Annotated in this window: 23 protein-coding genes and 1 tRNA gene; 13 read left to right on the top strand and 11 right to left on the bottom strand. The window is 59.8% G+C overall.

Going from position 1 to position 21,993, the window contains the following annotated elements; genetic code table 11:
• Positions 1 to 14 precede the first annotated feature (14 nt).
• From RDL77_RS02370 to phaC, 3 genes are all read right to left on the bottom strand, one after another.
• Positions 15 to 89: transfer RNA gene (locus RDL77_RS02370), tRNA-Glu, on the bottom strand.
• Between the two features lie 145 nt (positions 90 to 234).
• Entirely contained in the window at positions 235 to 1,455 is a 1,221-nt protein-coding gene (locus tag RDL77_RS02365; protein WP_288191650.1) for a YcbK family protein, read from the bottom strand.
• A 322-nt stretch (positions 1,456 to 1,777) separates the two neighbouring features.
• Positions 1,778 to 3,598, bottom strand: a complete 1,821-nt coding sequence (phaC, locus tag RDL77_RS02360) for a class I poly(R)-hydroxyalkanoic acid synthase (protein WP_288191649.1) — start codon at positions 3,596 to 3,598, stop codon at positions 1,778 to 1,780.
• 248 nt (positions 3,599 to 3,846) lie between these two features.
• Between phaC and RDL77_RS02355 the strand changes: the two genes are divergently transcribed.
• The 7 genes from RDL77_RS02355 to RDL77_RS02325 all read left to right on the top strand — a co-directional run bounded on the left by RDL77_RS02355 (position 3,847) and on the right by RDL77_RS02325 (position 12,188).
• Entirely contained in the window at positions 3,847 to 4,191 is a 345-nt protein-coding gene (locus tag RDL77_RS02355; protein WP_288191648.1) for a hypothetical protein, read from the top strand.
• Positions 4,192 to 4,377: 186 nt separating this feature from the next.
• Positions 4,378 to 5,595: an LL-diaminopimelate aminotransferase gene (locus RDL77_RS02350; RefSeq protein ID WP_223613187.1), complete on the top strand. Its 1,218-nt coding sequence runs from the start codon at positions 4,378 to 4,380 to the stop codon at positions 5,593 to 5,595.
• 74 nt (positions 5,596 to 5,669) lie between these two features.
• Positions 5,670 to 6,986: a homoserine dehydrogenase gene (locus RDL77_RS02345; RefSeq protein ID WP_223613188.1), complete on the top strand. Its 1,317-nt coding sequence runs from the start codon at positions 5,670 to 5,672 to the stop codon at positions 6,984 to 6,986.
• Positions 6,987 to 7,200: 214 nt separating this feature from the next.
• Complete coding sequence (gene glpX, locus RDL77_RS02340; RefSeq protein ID WP_288191647.1) at positions 7,201 to 8,190, top strand: class II fructose-bisphosphatase; 990 nt, start codon at positions 7,201 to 7,203, stop codon at positions 8,188 to 8,190.
• A 151-nt stretch (positions 8,191 to 8,341) separates the two neighbouring features.
• Complete coding sequence (locus RDL77_RS02335; protein ID WP_223613190.1) at positions 8,342 to 8,983, top strand: hypothetical protein; 642 nt, start codon at positions 8,342 to 8,344, stop codon at positions 8,981 to 8,983.
• A 71-nt stretch (positions 8,984 to 9,054) separates the two neighbouring features.
• Positions 9,055 to 10,845 carry a single-stranded-DNA-specific exonuclease RecJ gene (gene recJ, locus RDL77_RS02330; RefSeq protein ID WP_288191646.1) on the top strand — a complete coding sequence of 597 codons (1,791 nt, stop codon included), beginning with the start codon at positions 9,055 to 9,057 and terminating at the stop codon, positions 10,843 to 10,845.
• Between the two features lie 98 nt (positions 10,846 to 10,943).
• Positions 10,944 to 12,188 (top strand): type VI secretion protein ImpB, encoded by a 1,245-nt coding sequence (locus RDL77_RS02325; protein WP_288191645.1) that lies wholly within the window; start codon positions 10,944 to 10,946, stop codon positions 12,186 to 12,188.
• A 75-nt stretch (positions 12,189 to 12,263) separates the two neighbouring features.
• Here the strand turns inward: RDL77_RS02325 and RDL77_RS02320 are convergent, their stop codons facing one another.
• The 6 genes from RDL77_RS02320 to RDL77_RS02295 all read right to left on the bottom strand — a co-directional run bounded on the left by RDL77_RS02320 (position 12,264) and on the right by RDL77_RS02295 (position 15,569).
• The gene (locus RDL77_RS02320) at positions 12,264 to 12,521 is read right to left on the bottom strand and encodes a YjhX family toxin (RefSeq protein ID WP_288191644.1); all 258 of its coding nucleotides are present in this window, start codon (positions 12,519 to 12,521) and stop codon (positions 12,264 to 12,266) included.
• Between the two features lie 211 nt (positions 12,522 to 12,732).
• On the bottom strand, positions 12,733 to 13,356 hold the full coding sequence (locus RDL77_RS02315) for an ATP-dependent Clp protease proteolytic subunit (protein ID WP_223613194.1): 624 nt from the start codon (positions 13,354 to 13,356) through the stop codon (positions 12,733 to 12,735).
• Positions 13,357 to 13,392: 36 nt separating this feature from the next.
• A complete protein-coding gene (locus RDL77_RS02310; protein WP_288191643.1) occupies positions 13,393 to 13,773 on the bottom strand; it encodes an SRPBCC domain-containing protein in 381 nt (126 codons plus the stop codon).
• Positions 13,770 to 14,084 carry a helix-turn-helix transcriptional regulator gene (locus tag RDL77_RS02305; RefSeq protein WP_223613196.1) on the bottom strand — a complete coding sequence of 105 codons (315 nt, stop codon included), beginning with the start codon at positions 14,082 to 14,084 and terminating at the stop codon, positions 13,770 to 13,772. Before RDL77_RS02305 ends, RDL77_RS02310 begins: the two co-directional genes overlap by 4 nt.
• A 137-nt stretch (positions 14,085 to 14,221) precedes the next feature.
• Positions 14,222 to 14,707, bottom strand: coding sequence for a DUF1772 domain-containing protein (locus RDL77_RS02300; RefSeq protein WP_288191642.1), 486 nt, complete (start codon positions 14,705 to 14,707; stop codon positions 14,222 to 14,224).
• Between the two features lies 1 nt (position 14,708).
• Positions 14,709 to 15,569 (bottom strand): NAD(P)H-binding protein, encoded by an 861-nt coding sequence (locus RDL77_RS02295; protein WP_288191641.1) that lies wholly within the window; start codon positions 15,567 to 15,569, stop codon positions 14,709 to 14,711.
• Positions 15,570 to 15,678: 109 nt separating this feature from the next.
• Here RDL77_RS02295 and RDL77_RS02290 point away from each other — a divergent pair, with 109 nt between their 5' ends.
• Positions 15,679 to 16,326 (top strand): TetR/AcrR family transcriptional regulator, encoded by a 648-nt coding sequence (locus RDL77_RS02290; RefSeq protein ID WP_288191637.1) that lies wholly within the window; start codon positions 15,679 to 15,681, stop codon positions 16,324 to 16,326.
• Between the two features lie 619 nt (positions 16,327 to 16,945).
• On the opposite strand, the gene RDL77_RS02285 is transcribed toward RDL77_RS02290, so the two are convergent.
• The gene (locus tag RDL77_RS02285; protein WP_288191636.1) at positions 16,946 to 17,581 is read right to left on the bottom strand and encodes a cysteine hydrolase family protein; all 636 of its coding nucleotides are present in this window, start codon (positions 17,579 to 17,581) and stop codon (positions 16,946 to 16,948) included.
• Positions 17,582 to 17,782: 201 nt separating this feature from the next.
• On the opposite strand from RDL77_RS02285, the gene gatB reads away from it, so the two are divergent.
• The 5 genes from gatB (at position 17,783) to RDL77_RS02260 (ending at position 21,274) form a co-directional block, all read left to right on the top strand.
• The gene (gene gatB, locus RDL77_RS02280; protein ID WP_223613201.1) at positions 17,783 to 19,285 is read left to right on the top strand and encodes an Asp-tRNA(Asn)/Glu-tRNA(Gln) amidotransferase subunit GatB; all 1,503 of its coding nucleotides are present in this window, start codon (positions 17,783 to 17,785) and stop codon (positions 19,283 to 19,285) included.
• 3 nt (positions 19,286 to 19,288) lie between these two features.
• The gene (locus tag RDL77_RS02275) at positions 19,289 to 19,798 is read left to right on the top strand and encodes a GNAT family N-acetyltransferase (RefSeq protein ID WP_223613202.1); all 510 of its coding nucleotides are present in this window, start codon (positions 19,289 to 19,291) and stop codon (positions 19,796 to 19,798) included.
• Positions 19,795 to 20,283: a GNAT family N-acetyltransferase gene (locus tag RDL77_RS02270; RefSeq protein ID WP_288191635.1), complete on the top strand. Its 489-nt coding sequence runs from the start codon at positions 19,795 to 19,797 to the stop codon at positions 20,281 to 20,283. Before RDL77_RS02275 ends, RDL77_RS02270 begins: the two co-directional genes overlap by 4 nt.
• Before the next feature lie 70 nt (positions 20,284 to 20,353).
• The gene (locus RDL77_RS02265) at positions 20,354 to 20,752 is read left to right on the top strand and encodes an NADH:ubiquinone oxidoreductase subunit NDUFA12 (RefSeq protein ID WP_223613204.1); all 399 of its coding nucleotides are present in this window, start codon (positions 20,354 to 20,356) and stop codon (positions 20,750 to 20,752) included.
• Positions 20,753 to 20,836: 84 nt separating this feature from the next.
• Positions 20,837 to 21,274: a DUF2155 domain-containing protein gene (locus RDL77_RS02260; protein ID WP_374042641.1), complete on the top strand. Its 438-nt coding sequence runs from the start codon at positions 20,837 to 20,839 to the stop codon at positions 21,272 to 21,274.
• 219 nt (positions 21,275 to 21,493) lie between these two features.
• Here the strand turns inward: RDL77_RS02260 and RDL77_RS02255 are convergent, their stop codons facing one another.
• Positions 21,494 to 21,901, bottom strand: coding sequence for a VOC family protein (locus RDL77_RS02255; protein ID WP_288191634.1), 408 nt, complete (start codon positions 21,899 to 21,901; stop codon positions 21,494 to 21,496).
• Positions 21,902 to 21,993: the final 92 nt, after the last annotated feature.

The raw sequence follows: 21,993 nt of genomic DNA, 5'->3' as shown, positions 1-21,993 counted from the left end.
ACAGGGAGAAAGCCTGGTACGCCCAAGGGGAATCGAACCCCTGTTTGCGCCGTGAAAGGGCGCCGTCCTAACCGCTAGACGATGGGCGCCTGCAGGTAAGCGGCTTATAGTGAAACAGTTTTTCGACTGCAACCCCATATTTCATTCTTTTTTGGGAAAAGTGAAAATTCTTCGCGGGGCTGTGTACAAATGCAGTGCGCATGGGCGGCCGGGAGCGACCGCAATTAATCCGGATCAGCCGCGACGGCTGCCGCAGCGCCAGTTCCAGTCGCGAGTCGGGCCAATATCCACGTGAACTGATTCGGTATAGCAATAGGTGCCAACGCCACCGCGACCCGGCATTGTCCGGGCAAAATTCGCCAGATCCCACTTGGAAACGCCGGGAACCTGGATATCCGCTGCCGCGCAGGACATGTGAAGCGAGGCCTTGGCGCCGTTCACGAGTCGGTTGTAAGGCGGGCTGCGATAGCCTGACGTCACGATCACCGATTTGCCGAAGCGGCGTTCGATCGTTTTCAGCATGCCGACCAGTTGCGGTTTCAGGCAGGCGACATCCACGCTTTCGCGCTGAACCTTGAGCCCATTGGGGGCCAGCCGTGCAAGTCCGGCCGCCGAAGCCAGAATCACCGGCGCGGCGGCTGATTCGTCGTCGTCCTGATAGAGACTGTCGCGCTGCATGATCTGGATGCCGCCATTGGGGCGCACGCCGGGCAGGGACGACAGATGTTCGGTCGGCCGGTAGTTCGACGGCGACGGCAATCCGGCGGCGCTGGCCACCTGTACCGGCGCGTTGCCGCTGATGGCCTTGAGCTGTGCCTGCGCCTTGGGCTGAATGACGGCCACCTGGCGCTTCGACGCGGCAGCACCGGCATTGTTGGCAAAGAGCCGCACCAGCAAGCCATTGTCCTTGTCGGGTGCCGGTGCATGCGCTGCCGGTTTGGCTTCGGGAACGGTGATTGTCTGCCCGGCACCGGCTGATGCAACCTGTGCCGCCTTGGCTTCCGCGTCCGCCTTGGTTGGCTTTGCGCCGGTTTCCGGAGCGGCATGCGATTCTGCTGCTTGCGGTTGCTCGACCGTTTCAGGCGCGGCGCTTCCGAACAGCGATGTCTTCACCGGCGGCTTTACCACCGCGGGCGCGAAGGCTGTGACGTGCTGCCCGGTTTCCGCCGTCGTTTTGGCTGTGGCCTCAGCGGCGGCTGCCTCCTTCGGCGATTGCGGATGGGCGGCAACCGTTTTGCCCTGTTCCGCCGACGCGGCGGCCTGATTGGCTGCTTTGGCGGCGGTTGTCTCGGCGCCGCCAGCAAGGGCCAGTGCTTCGGGTGATGCTTTTTCCGGTCCGGCTGCCGGAATCGCATTCGCGCTGGCTGTCGCGGTGCTTGTGGTGGCTGAGGCGACGTTGAGGACGGAGCCGGCAGTCGGTGGCGACCCTGTCGACGTGCAGGATGCCGTCGCCATCGCAAAAATCGTTACGAAGCAAATAGCGGTGCTCGCCCGGAAGGCTGCTACTGAGGCTGACAGCTTGTTCAACGATTCCCCCGTCTCGTCTTTTCCGGCTCTTGCAATGGTTCAGTCCAATCCGCTTTGAGATGAGCAGGATGCTCGCGAAGTTTAGTTGAAGTGCAAAAACACCGGCAGAGAGAGCGCAAAGTTAACGATTTTTAAACGTCTCCACAAGCTCCGGGCTATAGCCAGAATGAGGCGAAAACGTGATTGGCCACCTTCCTGCCATGGTTTTCACGACCAGGATAGGCTCAAAAGCCAGCAAAACAGCGAATTTTTACACGCGGATGCGCACGTAGGTTCCCGGCGCCTCGCCGAGAATTTCCGAACCATTTTCACCGGGCTGGCGTGCGGGAACGCGCGCGTCGTCCTGCGATTCGATCCATTTATGCCAATGATTCCACCAGGAGCCGGGATGTTCCGACGTGTTGGTGAGCCATTCGTCGAACGCGCCGACGGGCGAACCGCCGGTCCAATACTGGTACTTGTTCTTGGCGGGCGGATTGACCACGCCGGCGATATGGCCGGAGCCGGCCAGGACATAGGTGACGTCGCCGCCGAAATATTTGCAGCCGGTGAAAACCGACAGTGCCGGCGCAATATGGTCTTCCTTGGCGGCGAGATTGTAGATGGGGATTTTGACATCGCCCAGTGACAGGTTTTGCCCGGCGAGCTTCATCATCCCGCGCACCAGATTGTTGTCGAGATAGCAGTTGCGCAGATAGTAGGAGTGGTTGGCCGCACTCATCCGCGTGGCATCGGCATTCCAGTAGAGAAGGTCGAATGGGACAGGATCGCGGCCGCGCATGTAGTTGTTGACGACATAGGGCCAGATCAGGTCGCCGGAACGCAGCATGTTGAAGGCCGTCGCCATGCGCGTGCCGTCCAGATAGCCTTCGGCGGACATGGCGGCTTCCAGGGCGCGAATCTGATCTTCGTCGACGAAAACCTTGAGATCGCCCGCATAGGTGAAATCGACCTGCGTGGTGAAAAGGGTCGCGCTCCGGATCCTGTTTTCGCCTTCCTGGGCAAAAAGGGCGAGGGCGGCGCTCAGAAGCGTTCCGCCGACGCAGTAGCCGATGGCATTGACGGCTTTTTCGCCCGTTGCGTTCTCGATGGTGTCGAGGCCGAAGCGCAGGCCTTCATTGATATAGGCGGTCCAGTCCTTCATGGCGTGACGGTGGTCCGGATTGACCCAGGAAATCACGAACACGGTGTGTCCCTGGTCGATGGCCCATTTGATGAAGGATTTTTCGGCGTTCAGATCGAGAATGTAGAATTTGTTGATCCACGGCGGGCAGATCAGCAGCGGGCGTTTCAGCACATCCGGTGTCGAGGGTTCATACTGGATGATTTCGGCGACATCGCTGCGCGCGATAACCTTGCCGGGGGTGGTCGCGACATTTTCACCGAGGGCGAATTTGGTCATATCCGATTGCCGCAGGCGCAGGTCGCCGCCGCCGGCAACGATGTCTTCCGCCAGCATCTTCATGCCCTTGACCAGGTTCTCGCCATTGCTGGCGACCGTTTCCTTGTAGAGTTCCGGATTGGTCAGCAGGAAGTTGCTGGGCGATATCGCCGTCGTCAGCTGCTTGACGTAGAACGCCGCCTTGTGGCGCGTGTGATCGTCGAGGCCTTCGGCATGGGTGACCAGTTCGCCGGCCCAGTTTGCCGTGACGAGATAGGCCTGCTTGAGGAAGTCGAAGAAAGCGTTCCTGCCCCAGTCCTCGTCGGCGAAGCGCTTGTCGCCCTTGTCGGGCTTGACGACGTCATCGACCTGTTCGCCGCTCATGCGGCGGATGGAATTGGACCAGATGGCCATATAGCTGGCGAACAGCTTGGTCTGCGCCTCCAGCGCGCGCCCCGGTTCGGACAGCCAGTATTCGGAAACACGCGAGAGGGTTTTCACCACATCGGTGACGGGATCGGCGATCGTGTCGCGCTTCAAACCTTTTTCACGCGGCTCGACCCAGGCAGAGGCGGCCTTGCCGGCCTGTTCGATCATATGGGCGACATTGCGCGCGAAAGCTTCCGGATCCTTGATGACATATTTGTCGAGGTTCGGCGTTTTTGCACTCTTGTCGCCCGGATTGTCCATATGTGCACTCCTCCCGCCGATCCTCCCGATCAGCATAATAGACATGATACCACAAGTCAGAGCAACGGACATTCAATTGCGGTCATTGTGCAGGAAAGATCACGGCCTTGTCACCATCTTCGCAGATTGTATTTCCATGGGAGAAACGGAATTGAACCCATTTGAATGTCGGTTGCTCTAATGCTATCCCTCTAACGTGCATTTCATATCACTATGATGAATATCGATTCCGGCAGTCAGGACAAACAATGAATATCTCGGTCAAAACCATCATCCGCTTCTCGGTTGGCGCCGTTCTGATTGCCGGTTTGAGCGCCTGCGCGAACATGCCGCCCGAGCCCATGTCGAATTCGCCTCTGACCGGTCCTGTCAACACCGGCACCTTTCCGGTTTTCACGCCCGATCCGAAGGGCGAGACCGCACAGCTGACGCCGCAGCAGAAGGACGATCTGCAGAAGAAGCTGGTGGCGGCCAAAGGCGGGCAGGGCAATGCCACCGCCGATCCGGCAGCGGTTGCCCGGCGCCAGGCCGAGATGAAGAAGCTGGTCCAGCAGCAGCAGGACGATTTGAAGGCTATTGAAAGCGGGCAATAGCCCATTGCCGGCAAGGTCATGAAGACACCACGAATGGGTGTCTTGCTCAGGAGAATCCCGGGCTGGATGGCATGACGGCGATTGACCCGGCGCGCGACGCGCGGTGTCAATGATCGCTCGACCGCCGTACAGTTTGGGTGTATAGCGCACCCGCACATTGAACCCATTTTTACCGGACCCAAACCTATGGAAGAATTTCATAAAGTTCGCCGCCTGCCACCTTACGTTTTTGAACAGGTCAATCGCCTGAAGGCGAGCGCGCGAGCGGCCGGTGCGGACATTATCGATCTGGGTATGGGCAATCCTGACCTGCCGACGCCGCAGGGCATCGTCGACAAGCTGTGCGAGGCCGTCCAGGACCCGCGCACCCACCGCTATTCGTCGTCGAAGGGCATTCCCGGTCTGCGCCGTGCCCAGGCCGCCTATTATGAGCGGCGTTTCGGCGTGAAGCTCAATCCCGACACGCAGGTCGTGGCGACCCTTGGCTCCAAGGAAGGTTTTGCCAACATGGCGCAGGCGATCACCGCGCCCGGCGATGTCGTGCTGTGCCCTGATCCGACCTATCCGATCCATGCGTTCGGCTTCATCATGTCCGGCGGCGTCATCCGTTCGATCCCGGCGATGCCCGATGACCAGTTCATTCCGGCGCTGGAACGCGGTATCCGCCATTCCATTCCGAAGCCATTGGCGCTGATCCTCAACTACCCCTCCAATCCGACCGCCCATGTGGCATCGCTGGATTTCTACAAGGATGTGGTTGCCTTCGCCCGCAAGAATGAAATCATCATTCTGTCGGATCTGGCCTATTCCGAGATTTATTTCGACGACGCGCCGCCTCCGTCCGTCCTGCAGGTGCCGGGCGCGATCGATGTTGCCGTGGAGTTTACCTCCATGTCGAAGACATTCTCGATGCCGGGCTGGCGCATGGGCTTTGCCGTCGGCAATGAACGCCTGATCTCGGCGCTCACCCGGGTCAAATCCTATCTCGATTATGGCGCGTTCACGCCCATTCAGGTTGCCGCTGCAGCTGCCTTGAATGGCGATGGTTCCGACATTGCGGAAGTGCGTGCGGTCTACAAGCATCGCCGTGATGTCCTTGTCGACAGTTTCGCCCGTGCCGGATGGGATATCCCGTCACCGGCGGCGACGATGTTTGCCTGGGCGCCGATCCCGGAAAAGTTCCGCGCCCTCGGTTCGCTGGAGTTCTCCAAGCTTTTGATCGAGCATGCGGATGTCGCCGTGGCGCCCGGCATCGGCTTCGGCGAGCATGGCGATGACTACATCCGCATCGCGCTGGTCGAGAATGAACATCGCATTCGTCAGGCAGCCCGCAACCTCAAGCGGTTCCTTGCAACGGCGGATGAAAAGCTGCACAACGTCATTCCGTTGAACGCACGCCGCTGAGCGGCATGCCGACATCGGAATTCGCGGCGCCGTCGGGCGCCGCTTCAGGCTAAAACACTTCAGGGAAATGAACGATGAGTGATGCGCTGCGCGTGGGAATCGCCGGACTGGGCACTGTTGGTGCCTCGGTTCTGAAAATTTTGCGGGACAAGGGCGAGATGCTCACCCGTCAGTGCGGCAAGGAAATCATCGTCACCGCCGTGTCCGCCCGTGATGCCAAGCGGGATCGCGGCGTGGACTTCTCGTCGGCCACATGGTTCGACGATCCGGTTGCCCTGGCCAAATCGAACAATATCGACGTGTTCATCGAACTGATCGGCGGCGACGAGGGTCCGGCGCGCGCTGCCGTCGAGGCGGCGCTGAAATCCGGCCGCCACGTGGTCACCGCCAACAAGGCGCTTCTGGCCAAGCATGGCGTGTCTCTTGCCAAAATTGCCGAGGAGAAGGGCGTCCTGCTCAACTTCGAAGCGGCGGTGGCTGGCGGCATTCCCGTCATCAAGGCCCTGCGCGAGTCCCTGACCGGCAACACCGTGTCGCGCGTCTACGGCATCATGAACGGCACCTGCAACTACATCCTGACGCGGATGTGGGACGAGGGTATTTCCTTCGAGGATTGCCTCGCCGATGCCCAGCGTCTCGGCTATGCGGAAGCCGATCCGACATTCGATATCGAGGGCAACGACACCGCACACAAGCTGGCGATCCTGACCAGCCTTGCCTTCGGCACGCAGATTGCCGCCGATGACATTTATCTCGAAGGGATCAGCAATATCTCGCTGGCCGATATCAAGGCGGCCGACGAGCTCGGTTACCGCATCAAGCTGCTTGGCGTTGCGCTGAAGACAGACAGCGGCATCGAGCAGCGTGTGCATCCGACCATGGTGCCGGTCGAATCGGTGATTGCGCAGGTGCATGGCGTGACCAATGCTGTCGCTATCGAAACCGATCTTCTCGGCGAATTGCTGTTGTCGGGTCCGGGCGCCGGTGGTGCCGCCACGGCATCCGCCGTCATCGGTGATCTCGCCGACATCGCCAAGAGCCGTCCGGGCTTCCAGCATGGCCCCGTCTTCGGGACGCCGGCAAAATCGCTGGCGCCCTACAAACGCGCCAAAATGCGCTCGCACGAGGGCGGATACTTCATCCGTCTGACCGTGCATGACCGCGCTGGCGTTTTTGCGGCGATTGCCAAGCGCATGGCTGACAATGACATTTCGCTGGAATCCATCGTCCAGCGTCAGAGTGCGGAAAGCCACCCGGATGCGACCAAGACAGTCATCCTCGTCACGCACGAAACCACCGAGGCGGCTGTCAAGAAGGCGCTTGAGGGCATCGTGAAGGATGGTCATTCCACGGACAAGCCGCAGATGATCCGCATCGAACGCGCCGGCTGACACAGCCGGCCCATGACCGTTTGTAAAAGGCTTGTATTGCTTCGTGAACGGCCGCTACCCCGTTTAATCGATTAGCTTTTTCGGTGAAGGCACTTTCCTGCCGGCGGGGTCTTGCCGCTGCTCTGCGACTTTGACAAAAGGTTTGCACAGCAATGCTAGGAAGTACCCTGTTGATCCGCAAAAGGGTAATTCCCACACGAACGCAGGATAGATTATGCCGAAAACTTCTGACCAGACTTCGATGGGCCTCGACCGTATTTTGACCCTTGAGCTCGTCCGCGTGACCGAGCGTGCCGCCGTTGCCGCTGCCCGTCTGCGCGGGCGCGGCGATGAAATGGCTGCCGATCAGGCTGCCGTGGATGCCATGCGTCAGGAACTCAATCGTCTTCCCATCAGCGGTACCGTGGTGATCGGCGAGGGCGAGCGCGACGAAGCGCCGATGCTCTACATCGGTGAAGAAGTCGGCACGCGCACAGGCCCCGAGGTCGATATCGCGCTCGATCCGCTTGAAGGCACCACCATCTGCGCCAAGAACCTGCCCAACTCACTCGCCGTGATCGCGATTGCCGAAAAGGGCAACCTGCTTTACGCACCCGACGTCTACATGGAAAAGATTGCCGTCGGACCGGGCTACCCCGCCGGCATCATCCAGCTTGATGCGCCTGCGGCGGAAAACATTGCGGCTGTGGCCAGGGCCAAGGGCGTTCCGGTCAATGAGATCACCGCCTGCATCATGGATCGTCCGCGCCATGCGCGCCTGATCGAGGAAGTGCGCGCAACCGGCGCCTCCATCCGCCTCATCGGTGATGGCGACGTTGCCGGGGTGATCCACACCACCGATCCCGATGAAACCGGCATCGATATCTACATCGGCATCGGCGGTGCGCCGGAAGGCGTTCTTGCCGCGGCGGCTCTGCGCTGCATCGGTGGCCAGATGCAGGGCCGGTTGCAGCTCAACAGCGACGACAAGATTGCCCGCGCCGCCAAGATGGGCATCAGCGATCCGAAGAAGATCTACACCATGGAAGAAATGGCCAAGGGCGATGTGCTGTTCGCAGCCACGGGTGTCACCGACGGCAATATGCTGTCCGGCGTGAAATTCGCCCGCGACTATATCCAGACCCACACGATCGTCATGCGTTCGCATTCGCAGACCGTGCGCGAGATCAAGGCAAAACACCAGGACATGACAAAATTCCAGTAAGAACTGGTATTTGAAACACTTTTTGCCCTGCAGTTCCTTCGGGCTGCAGGGCATTTTGTTAACTGCGTTGATGGCTCAATAGGAAATGCCCTATTGAGGCCATGCTTTTTGAGGTATTTTCAGAGCGGGAGTTCAGATCGGTGGAACAGCCATGAATATCCGAACGAAAATAACCGGTTGCCTTGTATCAACGCTCGTTCTTCTGGGCTCGCTGAACGGTGCTTTTGCGCAGGATCCTTACCTTGATCTCATTCAAGGTTATCGCTCCAATTCGATTGCCGACCGGTTTCCACAGATGGTCGGACCCTTTACCCTCGTCAAACACAGCGTCAATCCGCAGGATTTCAGCGTGACGGCCGAATATGAAGCCGTTGACGCCAGGGCGACGGTGACGATGGCTGGCGTCAGGGCCAGCAACAAGGATGCCGCCTATCCGATCAAGGATGGTCCCGATGATCCCGTTGTGCGCGATCTCTTTGAAAAGGCCACCCAGTACCATTCGACCCAGCCCGGCGAAATCGCGGTGCAGACAACGCTGCCCTACAGCGCAGGCCGGGCAATGCCGTGCGTCACCGCGGATGCGGCACAGGAGAAGCACGCCTTCCTGGTCTGCGTGATCGGCATGCACAGCCGCTATCTGCTGATCCAGCCCGTTGCCAATTACGCCAAGGGCAGCAAGGATGCGGCCGAGCGCAGCCTTGCCGATTTCGCGACCTCGATTGCCACGACGATGAACGATCTGGGGGCACCGGCGGTCAATGGTCAGGTCGCACCCGCGACAGCCCCGCAGTAATTGCGCGTTTGTGCACCGGATTGATCGTTCGGAGCATTGCATTCGGCGCGGCCGGATGATTGAACCCTTGCATGGCACCAGAACGGCTTTTCCTCGGCATTGAACATTCTGCAACCGGTCTGAAATGGGTTGACCGGCTGGGACCGCGTGAAGCCAATATCGCGCTCGCCATGGCGCAGAACCATGGTTTTCCAGATCTCGTCACCCGCGTTCTCGCCGGGCGCGGCGTCGGGGTGGACGATGCGCCCGCTTTCATGGACCCGACCATCAAAGGCCTGATGCCCGATCCCGCATCGCTGACCGATATGGAAAAAGCGGCCGGTCGTATCGCGCAGGCCATCGGCAAACACGAGAAGGTGGCGATTTTCGGCGATTACGATGTGGATGGCGCCTGTTCGTCGGCCATTCTCTCGCGCTTTCTCAGCCATTACGGCGTTGCCAACCATATCTATATCCCCGACCGGATTTTCGAGGGGTACGGGCCCAATCCGCAGGCCATGCGCGACCTGGCGCAAAATGGCGCTTCCCTGATCGTGACGGTGGATTGCGGCACCAACAGCTCAGCTGCCATCGAGGCTGCGCGCGAGGCGGGTGCCGACGTGGTCGTCCTCGACCATCATCAGGTCGGCGGCGAACTGCCGGCTGCCGCCACGGCGGTGGTCAATCCCAACCGCGAGGACGATTTGTCCGGGCAGGGCCATCTTTGCGCGGCAGGGGTGGTGTTCCTCACCCTGGTGCAGGTTCTGCGCACGTTGCGCGCGCAGCGCATTGCCACGGGAACGCTGGCGCCGGATCTGTTGTCGATGCTCGATCTGGTGGCGCTTGCCACCGTGTGTGATGTGGTGCCGCTGAAGGAGCTGAACCGCGCCTTCGTGGTCAAGGGCCTGCTCGTCGCGCGGGCGCAGCAGAATGCCGGGCTGGCCGCCCTGGCGCGGGTGTCGCGTATCGGCGAACCGCTCAGCGCCTTTCATTTCGGCTATCTCATCGGACCGCGCATCAATGCGGGCGGGCGCATCGGCGATGCCGGGCTCGGCGCGCGGCTGCTGACGCTGGACGATCCGAACGAGGCGGCGCGGATTGCCGCCGAGCTTGACCGGCTCAACACCGAGCGGCAGGCGATGGAAACCGTGATGCTGGAGCAGGCGGAAGCCGAAGCCATGCTGGAAATGTCGAGCGGCGGCGGACCCGCCGTTCTGGTGACGGCCAGCGACGACTGGCACCCGGGCATTGTCGGCCTGATCGCGGCGCGGCTGAAGGAACGGGCCCGGCGCCCGGTCTTTGCCATCGCCTTCAACGTCAACGGTACCGGCAGCGGTTCCGGCCGTTCGATCAGCGGGTTTGATCTGGGAAAACTGGTGCGCAGCGCCGTTGATGCCGGGCTGCTGGTCAAAGGCGGCGGCCATGCCATGGCGGCGGGTATCACGGTGGAGCGTGGCAAGATGGGCGCGCTGCGGGCCTTTTTCGAGGAGCAGGCGGCCGAAATGGTCGGCCAGCTGCGCGAGAACCAGTCATTGGCCATTGACGGTGCGCTCAGCGCATCCGGCGCAACGGTGCCACTCTACGAGACCATGGAGCGGGCCGGGCCGTTTGGTTCCGGCCACCCGCAGCCGGTGCTGGTGCTGCCGCACCACCGGCTTGTCGATGCCCGCACCGTCGGGACGAACCATGTCAAGGCGACGCTGGCGGGCGCAGACGGCAAGCGTATCAACGCGATTGCCTTTCGTGCAACGGGCGGGCCGCTGGGTGATTTTCTGTTCGGCAATCTCGGCCAGTCCATGCATGTGGCGGGTAATCTGGCCTTGAACCACTGGAACGGCTCGACAACCACCCAGTTCCGCATCATGGATGCCGCGCGGGCTTGACCGTGTGTCAGCAGGGATAGCGGCATTTCCTGATTCAGTTTGCATTGAACGGTTGCATGTTCTATTTTTGTTCTCATTCTGCAGCGAGAACAGAACCCATGCGCAAACCGACCCATCTGGAAAAGCTCTATCTGGATTTCGACAGCTTTTTTGCCAGCGCCGAGCAGCAGCTCAATCCGGCGCTGCGCAACCGGCCCATCGCGGTGGTGCCGCTGGATTCGCCGCATACAAGCGTCATTGCCGCCAGCCGCGAGGCAAAACCCTTCGGCATCAAGACGGGCACCTCTGTGCGCGATGCCCGTGCGCTCTGCCCGGATATCGTGTTTCTCGAAGCGCGGCCCGATGTCTATGTGAAGATGCACAACCGGATTCTGTCGACCATCGAGACCTGCGTGCCGATTGCCGCCGTGCGCTCGATTGACGAGGTGGCGTGCACGCTGCTGGCCTCCGAAGCCAGGGACCCGCAGGGGTTGGCGACGCGCATCAAGCGGGCGCTGCACGATGAAATGGGCGCGGTGCTGACCTGTTCGATCGGCGTTTCCCTCAACGAGCTTCTTGCCAAGATCGCCGCTGAAATGGACAAGCCCGATGGCTGCGTGGTGCTGGATCATGATGACCTGCCGGGACGGCTGTTCGACCTCAGGTTGAAGGATCTGCCCGGTATCTCCAAGGGAATGGAACAGCGCCTGGGGCAGTCCGGCGTGAACGATGTGCGTGGTCTCTGGGCGCTGGCGCCCAAACATGCCCGCGCGATCTGGAACAGTGTCGAGGGCGAGCGTTTTGTTGCGGCGCTGCATGGTTACGCCGTGGAAAAGCCGGAGACCGTCAAACGCATGTTCGGCCATGGCCGCAATCTGCCACCGGATTGGCGGGCGCCGGACAGGGTGCTGCAATGCGCGCGGCTGCTGTGTCTCAGCGCCGCGCGCCGCCTGCGCCGGTCGCATTACCGCGCCGGAGCGCTCAGCTATACCGTCGGGACACGCTGGGATAGCCGCGTGACGGTGGAAGGCCAGTTCCGCCCGGCGCGGGATGATCACAGTTTTCTCAATTGTCTCAATGATTTGCATGAGAAATTGATCAAGGCAGGTGAAATGAAGAAGGTCAGTTCGGTCACCGTCGTGCTGCATGATCTTTCCAGCGAGACGGAGGCAAGCCTTGATCTGTTCGACACGCGAGGGATGACCGAGCAGCGCGGCCAATGGGAGCGCGTTTCGGACCTGCTCGACAGGGTGCGCGTGCGCCATGGCTCCAAGGCGCTCAATCTCGGGCTGACGACCGGACCCGGCAATTACATCGGCTCCAAGATTGCCTTTGGCCGGATTCCGGAACCGGAAGATTTTTGAAAATATAACGTGATGGTCTTTCCTGCCTTGCGGGAGTGAGCGGCGGCACCTGACGGTGCCGCTGCCCGGTTTGTTTTACCGGTTGTCGAGCTCCGAGCGCACCAGTTGCAGGCCGCGCCGGGTCACCCGGTAAGGGCCGCCGCCGGAGGAGGCGATGGCCTTTTTCTGTTTGAGTTTGCGGAAGAGCCTGAGGTCGCAGGCTGTGTAGCGGGCACCATCGCGGGTCAGGCAGATGATATCCGTGATGGCCCTGCGCTCATCTTTTTCAAGCAAGATTTTGCCGCCCTGGGCGAGCAGGTGAAGTATGCGCTGTTCGTCGCGCGAAATGTCCATTGATCCAAGTCCTGGGAAAACGGGCAAAAGCCCATAAGAACACGTCCGCTGCCAAAGAATTCTGGCGCGGGGCTCCTGTTTTCACGCCCCAACCTTCAAAGAAGCTGGGGCTTTAGAGGGACTCAGACTGATTAGACATAAACACTCCATCGGTGTGGACGAGCCGTATAAAAGAAGAAAACGGCGATGTCAAAGTCGATGTGGCCCGTCGTCAGGCACTGGGAAGCTGCAAGGGGCTGCCGTCGCGTTTGCTGATGATCGTGTCGACGAGGCCCCAGTCGAGGCCTTCCTGCGCTGTCATGAAATGGTCGCGGTCGAGGGTTTTCTCGACCTCTTCCACCGTGCGGCCGCAATGCTCGGCATAGAGCCGGGTCATGCGCTGCTTGACCACCGCCATTTCCTGCGCCTGAATGAAAATATCCGAGGCCTGTCCCTGAAACCCGCCAAGCGGCTGGTGCACATGCAGGCTCGAATTGGGCAGGGCGGCACGGTGGCCGGGTTCGCCCGCCATCAGCAGGAATGAACCCATGGAGCGCGCCGTGCCCATGCACAGCGTGGCGACCGGGCAGGTGATGAACTGCATCGTGTCATAGATAGCAAGGCCCGCCGTGATGACCCCGCCGGGCGAGTTGATGTACATGGAGATGGGCTTTTTCGGATTTTCGGATTCGAGAAACAGCAGCTGCGCGCAGATCAGCGCCGCCATGCCGTCCTCAACCTGACCATTCAGAAAGACGATCCTTTCCCGCAGCAGGCGGGAAAAAATATCGAATGACCGCTCACCGCGGCTGGATTGTTCCACGACCATAGGGACGAGCTGCATCATGTCGCGCATGGCGAACACTCCTTCATCAATTGAATTTCTGTGTGCTTAGGCGGCGAGGCGCATGGTGGTCGGCGGCACGTTGCCATTGGCGGCAGTGCGGCCAACCGGCTTCGCCAGGGCGACCGGTTCATGCAGGATGCTGAAAATGGTGCCGCCCGAACCGTTGGGGTTGAGCCGGAAGGTGACGATGCTGTCAGCCACGGCATCATCCTCTTCGCGCATGGAATAGCGAACGAAACGCTCGGTGTCGGCTTCGATCATTTCAAGCGAAATGCGCGGTGCCTCCTGCGGCGCCTGCGGGTCGGGCAGCAGCCAGCGGGCAACGAATTCCGGTACGGTCAGCGCGCGCCAGACTTTTGAAGGCGCGGCATCCAGATCATATTCATAACGCAGTGCGGTATCGGCTTGCGCTGTTTCGCTGGTCATTGATCCATTTCCCTCAAAAGCTGTTTCAACTCATCGACGCGCTGCGGCCAGAAGGCGCGGTAGCGGTGGAGCCATTGGTGCAGTTGCGCCAGGCCGTCGGGATTGACCCGGTAGTGAACGTGGCGGCCCGACTTCTGCTCGGCGACAAGTCCGGCGGAGCGCAAGACGGCCAGATGCTGCGACATGGCGGGCTGTGAAAGGGAAAAACCCTCGCGCAGCTCGGTCGCATTCTTCTCGCCATCGGCCAGCCGTTCGAACACGGCGCGGCGGGTGGGGTCGGCAAGAGCCTTGAATATATCGACTTCGGACATGCCGATACATAAGCATAGACTTATGTTAGTCGCAAGCGTGATTTTTTACGGGTGCCGGAAATGAAAACCCGGCCGTGGGGACGGCCGGGTTCGATTGTCTGGGCAGAGCGGATAAACGTTTCAGCTTACCGGATGCTTCATGCCTGCGACTGCTGGGCGAAAGCGAAGATGAAGGCGGCGAGGGCTGCGAAATTTGCCACTGTCCGCACATGGTTCCACGGCAGCCAGTCATTCAGATAGCTCGTCCATGCACTGGCGCCTTCGGCGCTTGTCGGGCTGATTGCAGCCAGCGTGTCATTCAGCGGTACGTTGAACACCATGGTGACAATGATGGTGCCAACAAGGAAAAGCACGCTGCCGGCCAGCAGCGCCAGCGACCCGGATTCACCCCAGCGCATGACACTGACCACGCCGAGGACGACACAGATCGCCGCGGTGCCGAAAAAGGCCAGCGTGAACGAGAAATTCAGGATCGTCACGTTGATCGAATTCATCGCGGCGATACCCTGTTCGGCTGGCAGTTTGGCCAGCGCGGTCATGACGAAGCTTGAAAAGGCGAAGAACAACCCTGCCATCAGACCGCTTCCCAGGGCGGCCAAAAGGGTGAGAATAGGTAGCCACATGTTACTGTCCCTCCGAAATATCCGACCAGATGCCGGTTGCTGCTGTTTCCTGAACGTAGTGCGAGAAGTCACGCGGGGCGCGGCCCAGCGCCCGTTGCACGCCATCGGCGAGATATTCGTTGCGCCCGTCAAGCACCTGGGTGAAGAGCTCGTTGAGCAGGCCGACGATTTCAGGCGGAAGCTGTTCCTGCGCCAACCCCTGCGAGAATTGTTCCGGCGTGATCGTCACATAGCGAATATCGCGTTTGACGGCGCTGGCGATTTCTTCCGTCGCTTGCGCAAAAGTCAAGAGACGCGGCCCCGTGACTTCATAGAGCTGGCCGATATGACGATCGTCGGTCAGCGCTGCCGCCACCACATCGGCAATATCGTTGGCATCGATGAACGGCTCGCCCACATCGCCGACCGGCAGGGCGAGTTCGCCGGCAAGAATGGAGGCCAGCATGACGTTCTCGCTGAAATTCTGGGCAAACCAGCTGGCGCGGACGATGGTCCAGTCGGCGCCGGACTGCTGAAATGCCTTTTCGGCACGCTGGGCTTCATGTTCGCCGCGCCCCGACAGGAGCACGAGCCGTTTCACGCCATTGTCCACGGCAAGCCGCGTGAACGCCTCGACGGTTTCTGTCGCACCGGGAATGGCAATGTCCGGATAATAGGTGATGTAGGCGGCTTTGGCGCCGTCAAGCACGGGAAGCCAGGTATTGCGGTCTTCCCAGTCAAAGGCCGGGTTGCCGCTGCGCGAACCGATGCGCACGGGCAGGTTCCGCGCCGTGAGCCGTTCCGCCACACGGCGTCCGGTCTTGCCCGTACCGCCGACGATAAGAATGGGTTTTGCTGTCGACATGCTGTTGCTGCTGGTCATGGTGATCTCCCTTGCAAAAAAATATGAGTAACACTCACATTTGCAATATGTGATAAATCCTCATATTCTGCGAGTCAAGCGGAATTTGAGAACCTTGGAGATCCTGCCCATGAACGAGATTGCGTCTGTTGTGCCTGCCTCCGGCGACAGGGAAGCCACCATGCCGCGCAAGGAGCCGACGCAGCGGCGCAGCAGGGAGAGGGTGGAGCGCATTCTGTCCTGCGCCTCGACGCTCATCGCCACGGGCGGCAGCGACGCCATGCGCATGAGCGATGTGGCGCAGATGGCGGAAATATCGATCGGGTCGCTCTACCAGTATTTTCCGGACAAGGGATCGATCATCCGGACGCTGGCGGAAAGGTATAATGCACTGGGGCGCGAATGCATTGCAGACGCGTTGCAAAACGTCAGTGATATGAATGGCTTGCAGTCATCTTTTGCAGAATTGATCGATACCTATCACGCGATGTTTCTGGCCGAACCCGTCATGCGCGACATCTGGTCGGGAACGCAGGCGGACAAGGCGCTGCGCGATATCGATCTGCATGACAGCCGCCTGAATGGCGCCGTGCTTGCCGAGGCGCGTTTGCGCATCAACCCGGCGGCGGACAGGGCGATGCTCGAAAGCTCCAGCTTCCTGATCATGCAGCTGGGCCAAGCCACCATGCATCTGGCGATTTCCGTCGACCGCGGGGAAGGCGATGCACTGGTCGAGACGTTCAAGCGGATGGTGCTGCGGGAAATGCTGGCGGGCTAGGCGATTTGGAGGGCATTTGCATTGTTCGTGGTGCGTGGTTCGACAAGCTCACCATGAGGGAATCCAGTGCTCTGCAAAATGCAACCTCCCTCATGGTGAGCTTGTCGAACCACGCACCACAGTTTTGCCATCCCACATAAAAACCACACCAACTTATCCAACACGTCCCAACCCACGTTATTCTCAACGTGTCCTTTCCGGCGGGAATGCTTCCGGAAACCTTCGCAAGTCGGGAAAGGATCGGCGCTTCGGCTTCACAGGGAGGAACCTGTGCGGCCGGGGAGGTTTGGTTCAATGGTTGCGCATTGGGCAAAACCCTCAAAAACGCCGGGGCGGGTGGTCCCCAGGATCGCAAGCATCGCATACCAGAATACCCAAGACCCGCGTTCCAGGGACCGCCCGTCTTTCCCACCTTTCAACGGCCAGACGCGAAAGCGGGCGTGGCAACGGAGAAGAGCGTTGCAGAACAATCATGCGTGGTTCGACAGGCTCACCATGAGGGAAGTCGAGGGATTGCAGGGAGCACTATTTAGCAACCTTTGCGATTGGCATTGCACCAAACCACCTCCCTCATGGTGAGCCTGTCGAACCACGCACCACGCACTTGATATCCCTTGGTCTATCGAACCGCTGCAGAGAGTTCCTCGACCGTGCACAGCATCGCGTCACCCATATAGGCCAGGTTGGCCATTGACCGCTCCGCCGCTTCCGCGTGGCCGCCGCCGCAGGCATCGGTCAGGACGACGGGGATGAAGCCAAGATCGGCGCCGTGACGAACCGTCGGATCAATACCGATTTCCGTGGCGATACCGCAGATGATGAAACTCTTGAGACCGCAGTCGCGCATGGCGATGGCCAGCGGCGTGCCTTCGAACGCCGAGAAGGTGATCTTGTCGAGAATGGCTTCGTCATCGCGGACGGCCAGTTCCGGGGCAAGTGCAAAGCCGGGACTGTCGCGCAGGAACCATGGCTCGACATTTTGAGCGGATGATTGGCGCTGCCACGCCATCATCTGCTTGTATTGAAATACGCCAGCCATTTTCTTGGGCAGGGACATATGGCGCATGAAAAAGATGCGGATACCGGCGGACCGGGCGATGTCGAGGGTTTGCAGCACCTTTTCCAGAATGGCGCCGCCGTCCTGCATCTGCCGCAATATGCCGACCTGCATGTCATAGACCACCAGCGCCGTTGTTTCGGACCTGACCGTTTCGGCAAGGGTTTCGGGGATGGCAAGGCCATAAATGTTCTGCATCGGTGTCCTCCGAATGTGTCGGGCGATCCGCTCCCGATCACCGCTGCCTGGAATCGAGCCTAGCATTGCTGCGCCGGAAAAACAGGCCGAAGCGGCGCATTTCCGCAATCGCGCGGCTTCAGGATGGAGAAACACTTGCCTCACGGGGCCGTTTCGACTAGCCAGTAGACAGACAAATTTAGCCAGGAATGACAGCCCAGCATGACTCTCGTTGATACCCGTACGCCCGAACCCAAGCGTTTCATTTCCGGTGCCACAGGCGACTGGGAAATTGTCGTTGGCATGGAAGTGCATGCGCAGGTCACATCCAATTCGAAGCTGTTCTCCGGCGCTTCCACGACATTCGGTGCCGAGCCCAACGAAAATGTATCGCTGGTCGATGCCGCCATGCCCGGCATGCTGCCTGTCATCAACGAATGGTGCGTGCGCCAGGCGATTCGCACCGGTCTTGGCCTGAAGGCGCAGATCAACCTGAAATCGGTCTTTGACCGGAAGAACTATTTTTATCCGGATCTGCCGCAGGGTTACCAGATTTCGCAGTTCAAACAGCCCATCGTCGGCGAAGGCACGATGATCATTTCGGTCGGCCCCGATAACAAAGGCCAGTTCGAGGATATTGAGATCGGCATCGAGCGTCTGCATCTGGAACAAGACGCCGGAAAATCCCTGCATGACCAGAACCCGACAATGTCCTACGTGGACCTCAACCGGTCCGGCGTGGCGCTGATGGAAATCGTCTCCAAGCCGGACATGCGCTCGGCCGACGAAGCCAAGGCGTACCTCACCAAGATGCGCACCATCGTGCGCTATCTCGGCACCTGCGACGGCAACATGGACGAAGGCTCCATGCGTGCCGACGTCAACGTCTCGGTGCGCAAGCCGGGCGGGGAATTCGGAACGCGGTGCGAGATCAAGAACGTCAACTCCATCCGCTTCGTCGGGCAGGCGATCGACTATGAAGCACGCCGGCAGGTCGCCATTCTGGAGGATGGCGGATCGATCGATCAGGAAACACGCCTGTTCGACCCGGTGAAGGGTGAGACGCGCTCCATGCGCTCCAAGGAAGAAGCGCACGACTATCGCTATTTCCCGGATCCCGACCTTCTGCCCCTCGAATTCGAGCAGTCCTATGTCGATGAGCTGCGGGCCGACCTTCCGGAGCTGCCGGATGACAAGAAGGCGCGGCTTGTTTCAGTGCTCGGCCTTTCCGTCTACGACGCCTCCATTCTGGTGACGGAAAAGGCGATTGCCGATTATTTCGAAGCGGTGGCTGAAGGCCGCGACGGCAAGCTTGCCGCCAACTGGGTGATCAACGATCTGCTCGGCGCGCTGAACAAGGCCGGCAAGGGCATCGAAGAGTCGCCGGTGTCGCCGGATCAGCTCGGCTGTATTATCGACCTGATCAGGGAAGGCACGATTTCCGGCAAGATCGCCAAGGACCTGTTCGAGCTTGTCTGGAACGAGGGCGGCGATCCGCGCGCGCTGGTCGAAGAGCGCGGCATGAAGCAGGTGACCGATACCGGAGCGATTGAAAAAGCCGTGGATGATGTCATTGCCGCGAATCCTGATAAGGTCGAGCAGGCGAAGGCAAAGCCCACCATGGCGGGCTGGTTTGTCGGGCAGGTGATGAAGTCCACTGGTGGCAAGGCAAATCCGCAGGCTGTCAGCGATCTGGTCAAGGCAAAACTCGGGATTGTCGATTAAAGCATGTGGATTCGAAGCGCGACGAAGGACGATCTGGCAACTGTCCGTGAATTGCTCGTAGAGACTTGGCACGCCACCTATGACGATGTCTACGGCGTTGAAAAGGTCAATGCGGTCACCAATCGCTACCACTCGCTGGATGCCTTGAAAAAGCAGCTGGCAAAGCCCTATTCCGAGTTCATTCTTGCCGATGATGGCGCCGACCTCTACGGCATGGCCTATGCCTCGCAAAAGGATCACAAGCTGGCGCTGCTCAACCAGCTCTATGTGCATCCGGAAAAGCAGAGCAACGGCGTGGGTTCGCTGCTGCTGGCGGAAGTGGAAAGCGCTTTCCCCGGCGTGTTCATGCTGCAGCTCGAAGTGATCGAATCGAACCAGAAGGCCCGCCGCTTCTATGAAAGCCGGGGCTTTGATCTGACAGGCGCGCGGACGGACAATTGGGGGGAAGCCAATTCCGGTATTTCCGTGCTGGTCATGGAAAAATCCCTGTCAGGCTATGAGCTTGCACCGTGACCTCTGCCGCTGAGCCCGTTTTTCGCCGCGCCGAGCGCGCGGACTTGCCGGCGCTGATTGCGATTTTCGCCGAGGATGTGCTCGGCGGCCATGGCGACACGACGGATCCCGAATTTTTCCCGCGCTATGAGCGCGCCTTCGATGCGATTGAAGCCAGCAATTGCGACGAGCTGATTGTCGGCGTGCTGGACGGGGACGTGGTTGCCACGGCGCAGGTGACGTTCACCACGACATTGCCCAGCCGCGGCACCACCAACATGACCATCGGCGCGGTGCAGACGCGCAGCGACCTGCGCGGCAAGGGGATCGGCGCCAAGCTGATCCAGCATTGCGTTGCGCTGGGCAAGGCGCGCGGCGTGGGGTTGATCCAGCTGATGTCGAACGCCAAGCGCGTGGATGCGCATCGGTTCTATGAAAGGCTGGGGTTCAAGAAGAGCCATGCCGGTTTCAAAATGCTCGTGGAAGCCGTGCCAGCGGCAACTTGACCCTTGCTATCGCCCGGCGATACGGCCATAACCCGAAGAGTTGAACGACATAGTTCGAAGCAGGATTGCAATGAAGACCTTCCTTTTACAGTTTTTCACCTGGTGGAACAGTCAGACGATCGGTACGCGCGTCTTTACCTGGCGCAAGGGTACGAAAGTCGGTGAGGACGAGTTCGGCAATGTCTATTACGAAGGCACGCAGGATTCCGAAGGCCGCACGCGCCGCTGGGTGATCTACAAGGGCTATGCGGAAGCGTCGGCCATTCCTGCAGGCTGGCACGGCTGGATCCATCATCGTGCCGAAACGCCGCCATCGCGTGAAACCTACAAGGCGCATGCCTGGGAAAAGACCCATCAGCCGAACCTGACCGGTTCCGCGGCTGCCTACCGTCCGAAGGGCTCCATCGCCCATGGCGACAATCGTCCTGCGGTAACGGGCGATTATGATGCGTGGACACCGGGATCCTGAGCGGATTTTCTTCTGCCACAATTGGCGATTATCGACGGGCTGGTATGAAACTGTCCCGTCAGCCTGAACACAGCCGGAATTGAAATGATCCGTCCCAACTTGTCCTTTCTGTTCCAGAACAAAGCCCGTCTTCTCGCGGCCGGTTTGATGGCTATCGGCCTTTGCGCACCGGCGCATGCCGCCGACGACAAGATTTCCAATCCGATCGCTGTTTTTTCCGGGCTCGACAAGATCACCGGACGAATCACCTCGTTCGACGTCTATATCGATGAGACGGTTCAGTTCGGCGCGCTGCAGCTGACGCCGCGCGTTTGCTACACGCGTCCGGATACGGAAACACCGAAAACCGATACCTTTGTCGAAGTGGATGAAATCACCCTCGACCGCAAGATCCGCAAGATTTTCTCGGGCTGGATGTTTGCCGATAGCCCCGGTCTCAACGCCGTGGAGCATCCCGTGTACGACGTCTGGCTCAAAGGCTGCAAGCAGTCCTCGGATGTTCCCGCGCCAGCCAAAAGCTGATTGTTTTCTGTTGCATAAACGTCCCTGCGTGGTTCGACAAGCTCACCATGAGGGATGCTGGGGATTGCAGGGAGCCATATTCTGCGACGTTTGTGCATAATCTTGCACCAAACCACCTACCTCATGGTGAGCTTGTCGAACCACGCACACCCACAGAGGTAGCTGCGAGCGGATATCGATCCCGGCACTTGAGCACCGGGATCAACTGCCCAAACCAGATTACATTGGTTTGGCGTGGTTGATGATCCAGGGTGTGCCGAAACGGTCCACCAGCATGCCGAAGCGTATCGCCCAGGAGGTTTCGCCGATAGGCATGGTGACGTTGCCGCCCTCGCTCAATGCGCCGTAGATCCTGTCGGCTTCTTCCGGGGAGTCGAGATGAAGGGCAACCTGCAGACCCTGCATTTTCTGGAAGTATGGCGGCGGTGAATCAGAACCCATCAACGCATTGTCGCCGACCGTCATATGGACGTGCATGATCAGATGTTCCGACCCGGTCATCTGGGCACCTTCCGGCATATCGCCAAAACGGGCCATGAACTGGATTTTGCCGTTCAGGACCTTCTCGTAGAATTTGAATGCTTCTTCGCATTGTCCGTCAAAATTCAGATAGGCATTGATTTTCATAACAGTTCTCCTCGCATGGATTGGGTCTTCCCGTCCAAGGACGTATGGAGAGATCGCAACCCGACACTGTTCATCAGAAAAATATTCGGCCG

Origin of the sequence: uncultured Phyllobacterium sp. (assembly GCF_902479695.1) — a bacterium.
GTDB classification, from domain to species: domain Bacteria; phylum Pseudomonadota; class Alphaproteobacteria; order Rhizobiales; family Rhizobiaceae; genus Phyllobacterium; species Phyllobacterium calauticae.
This window is presented reverse-complemented; position numbering and strand designations above follow the sequence as displayed.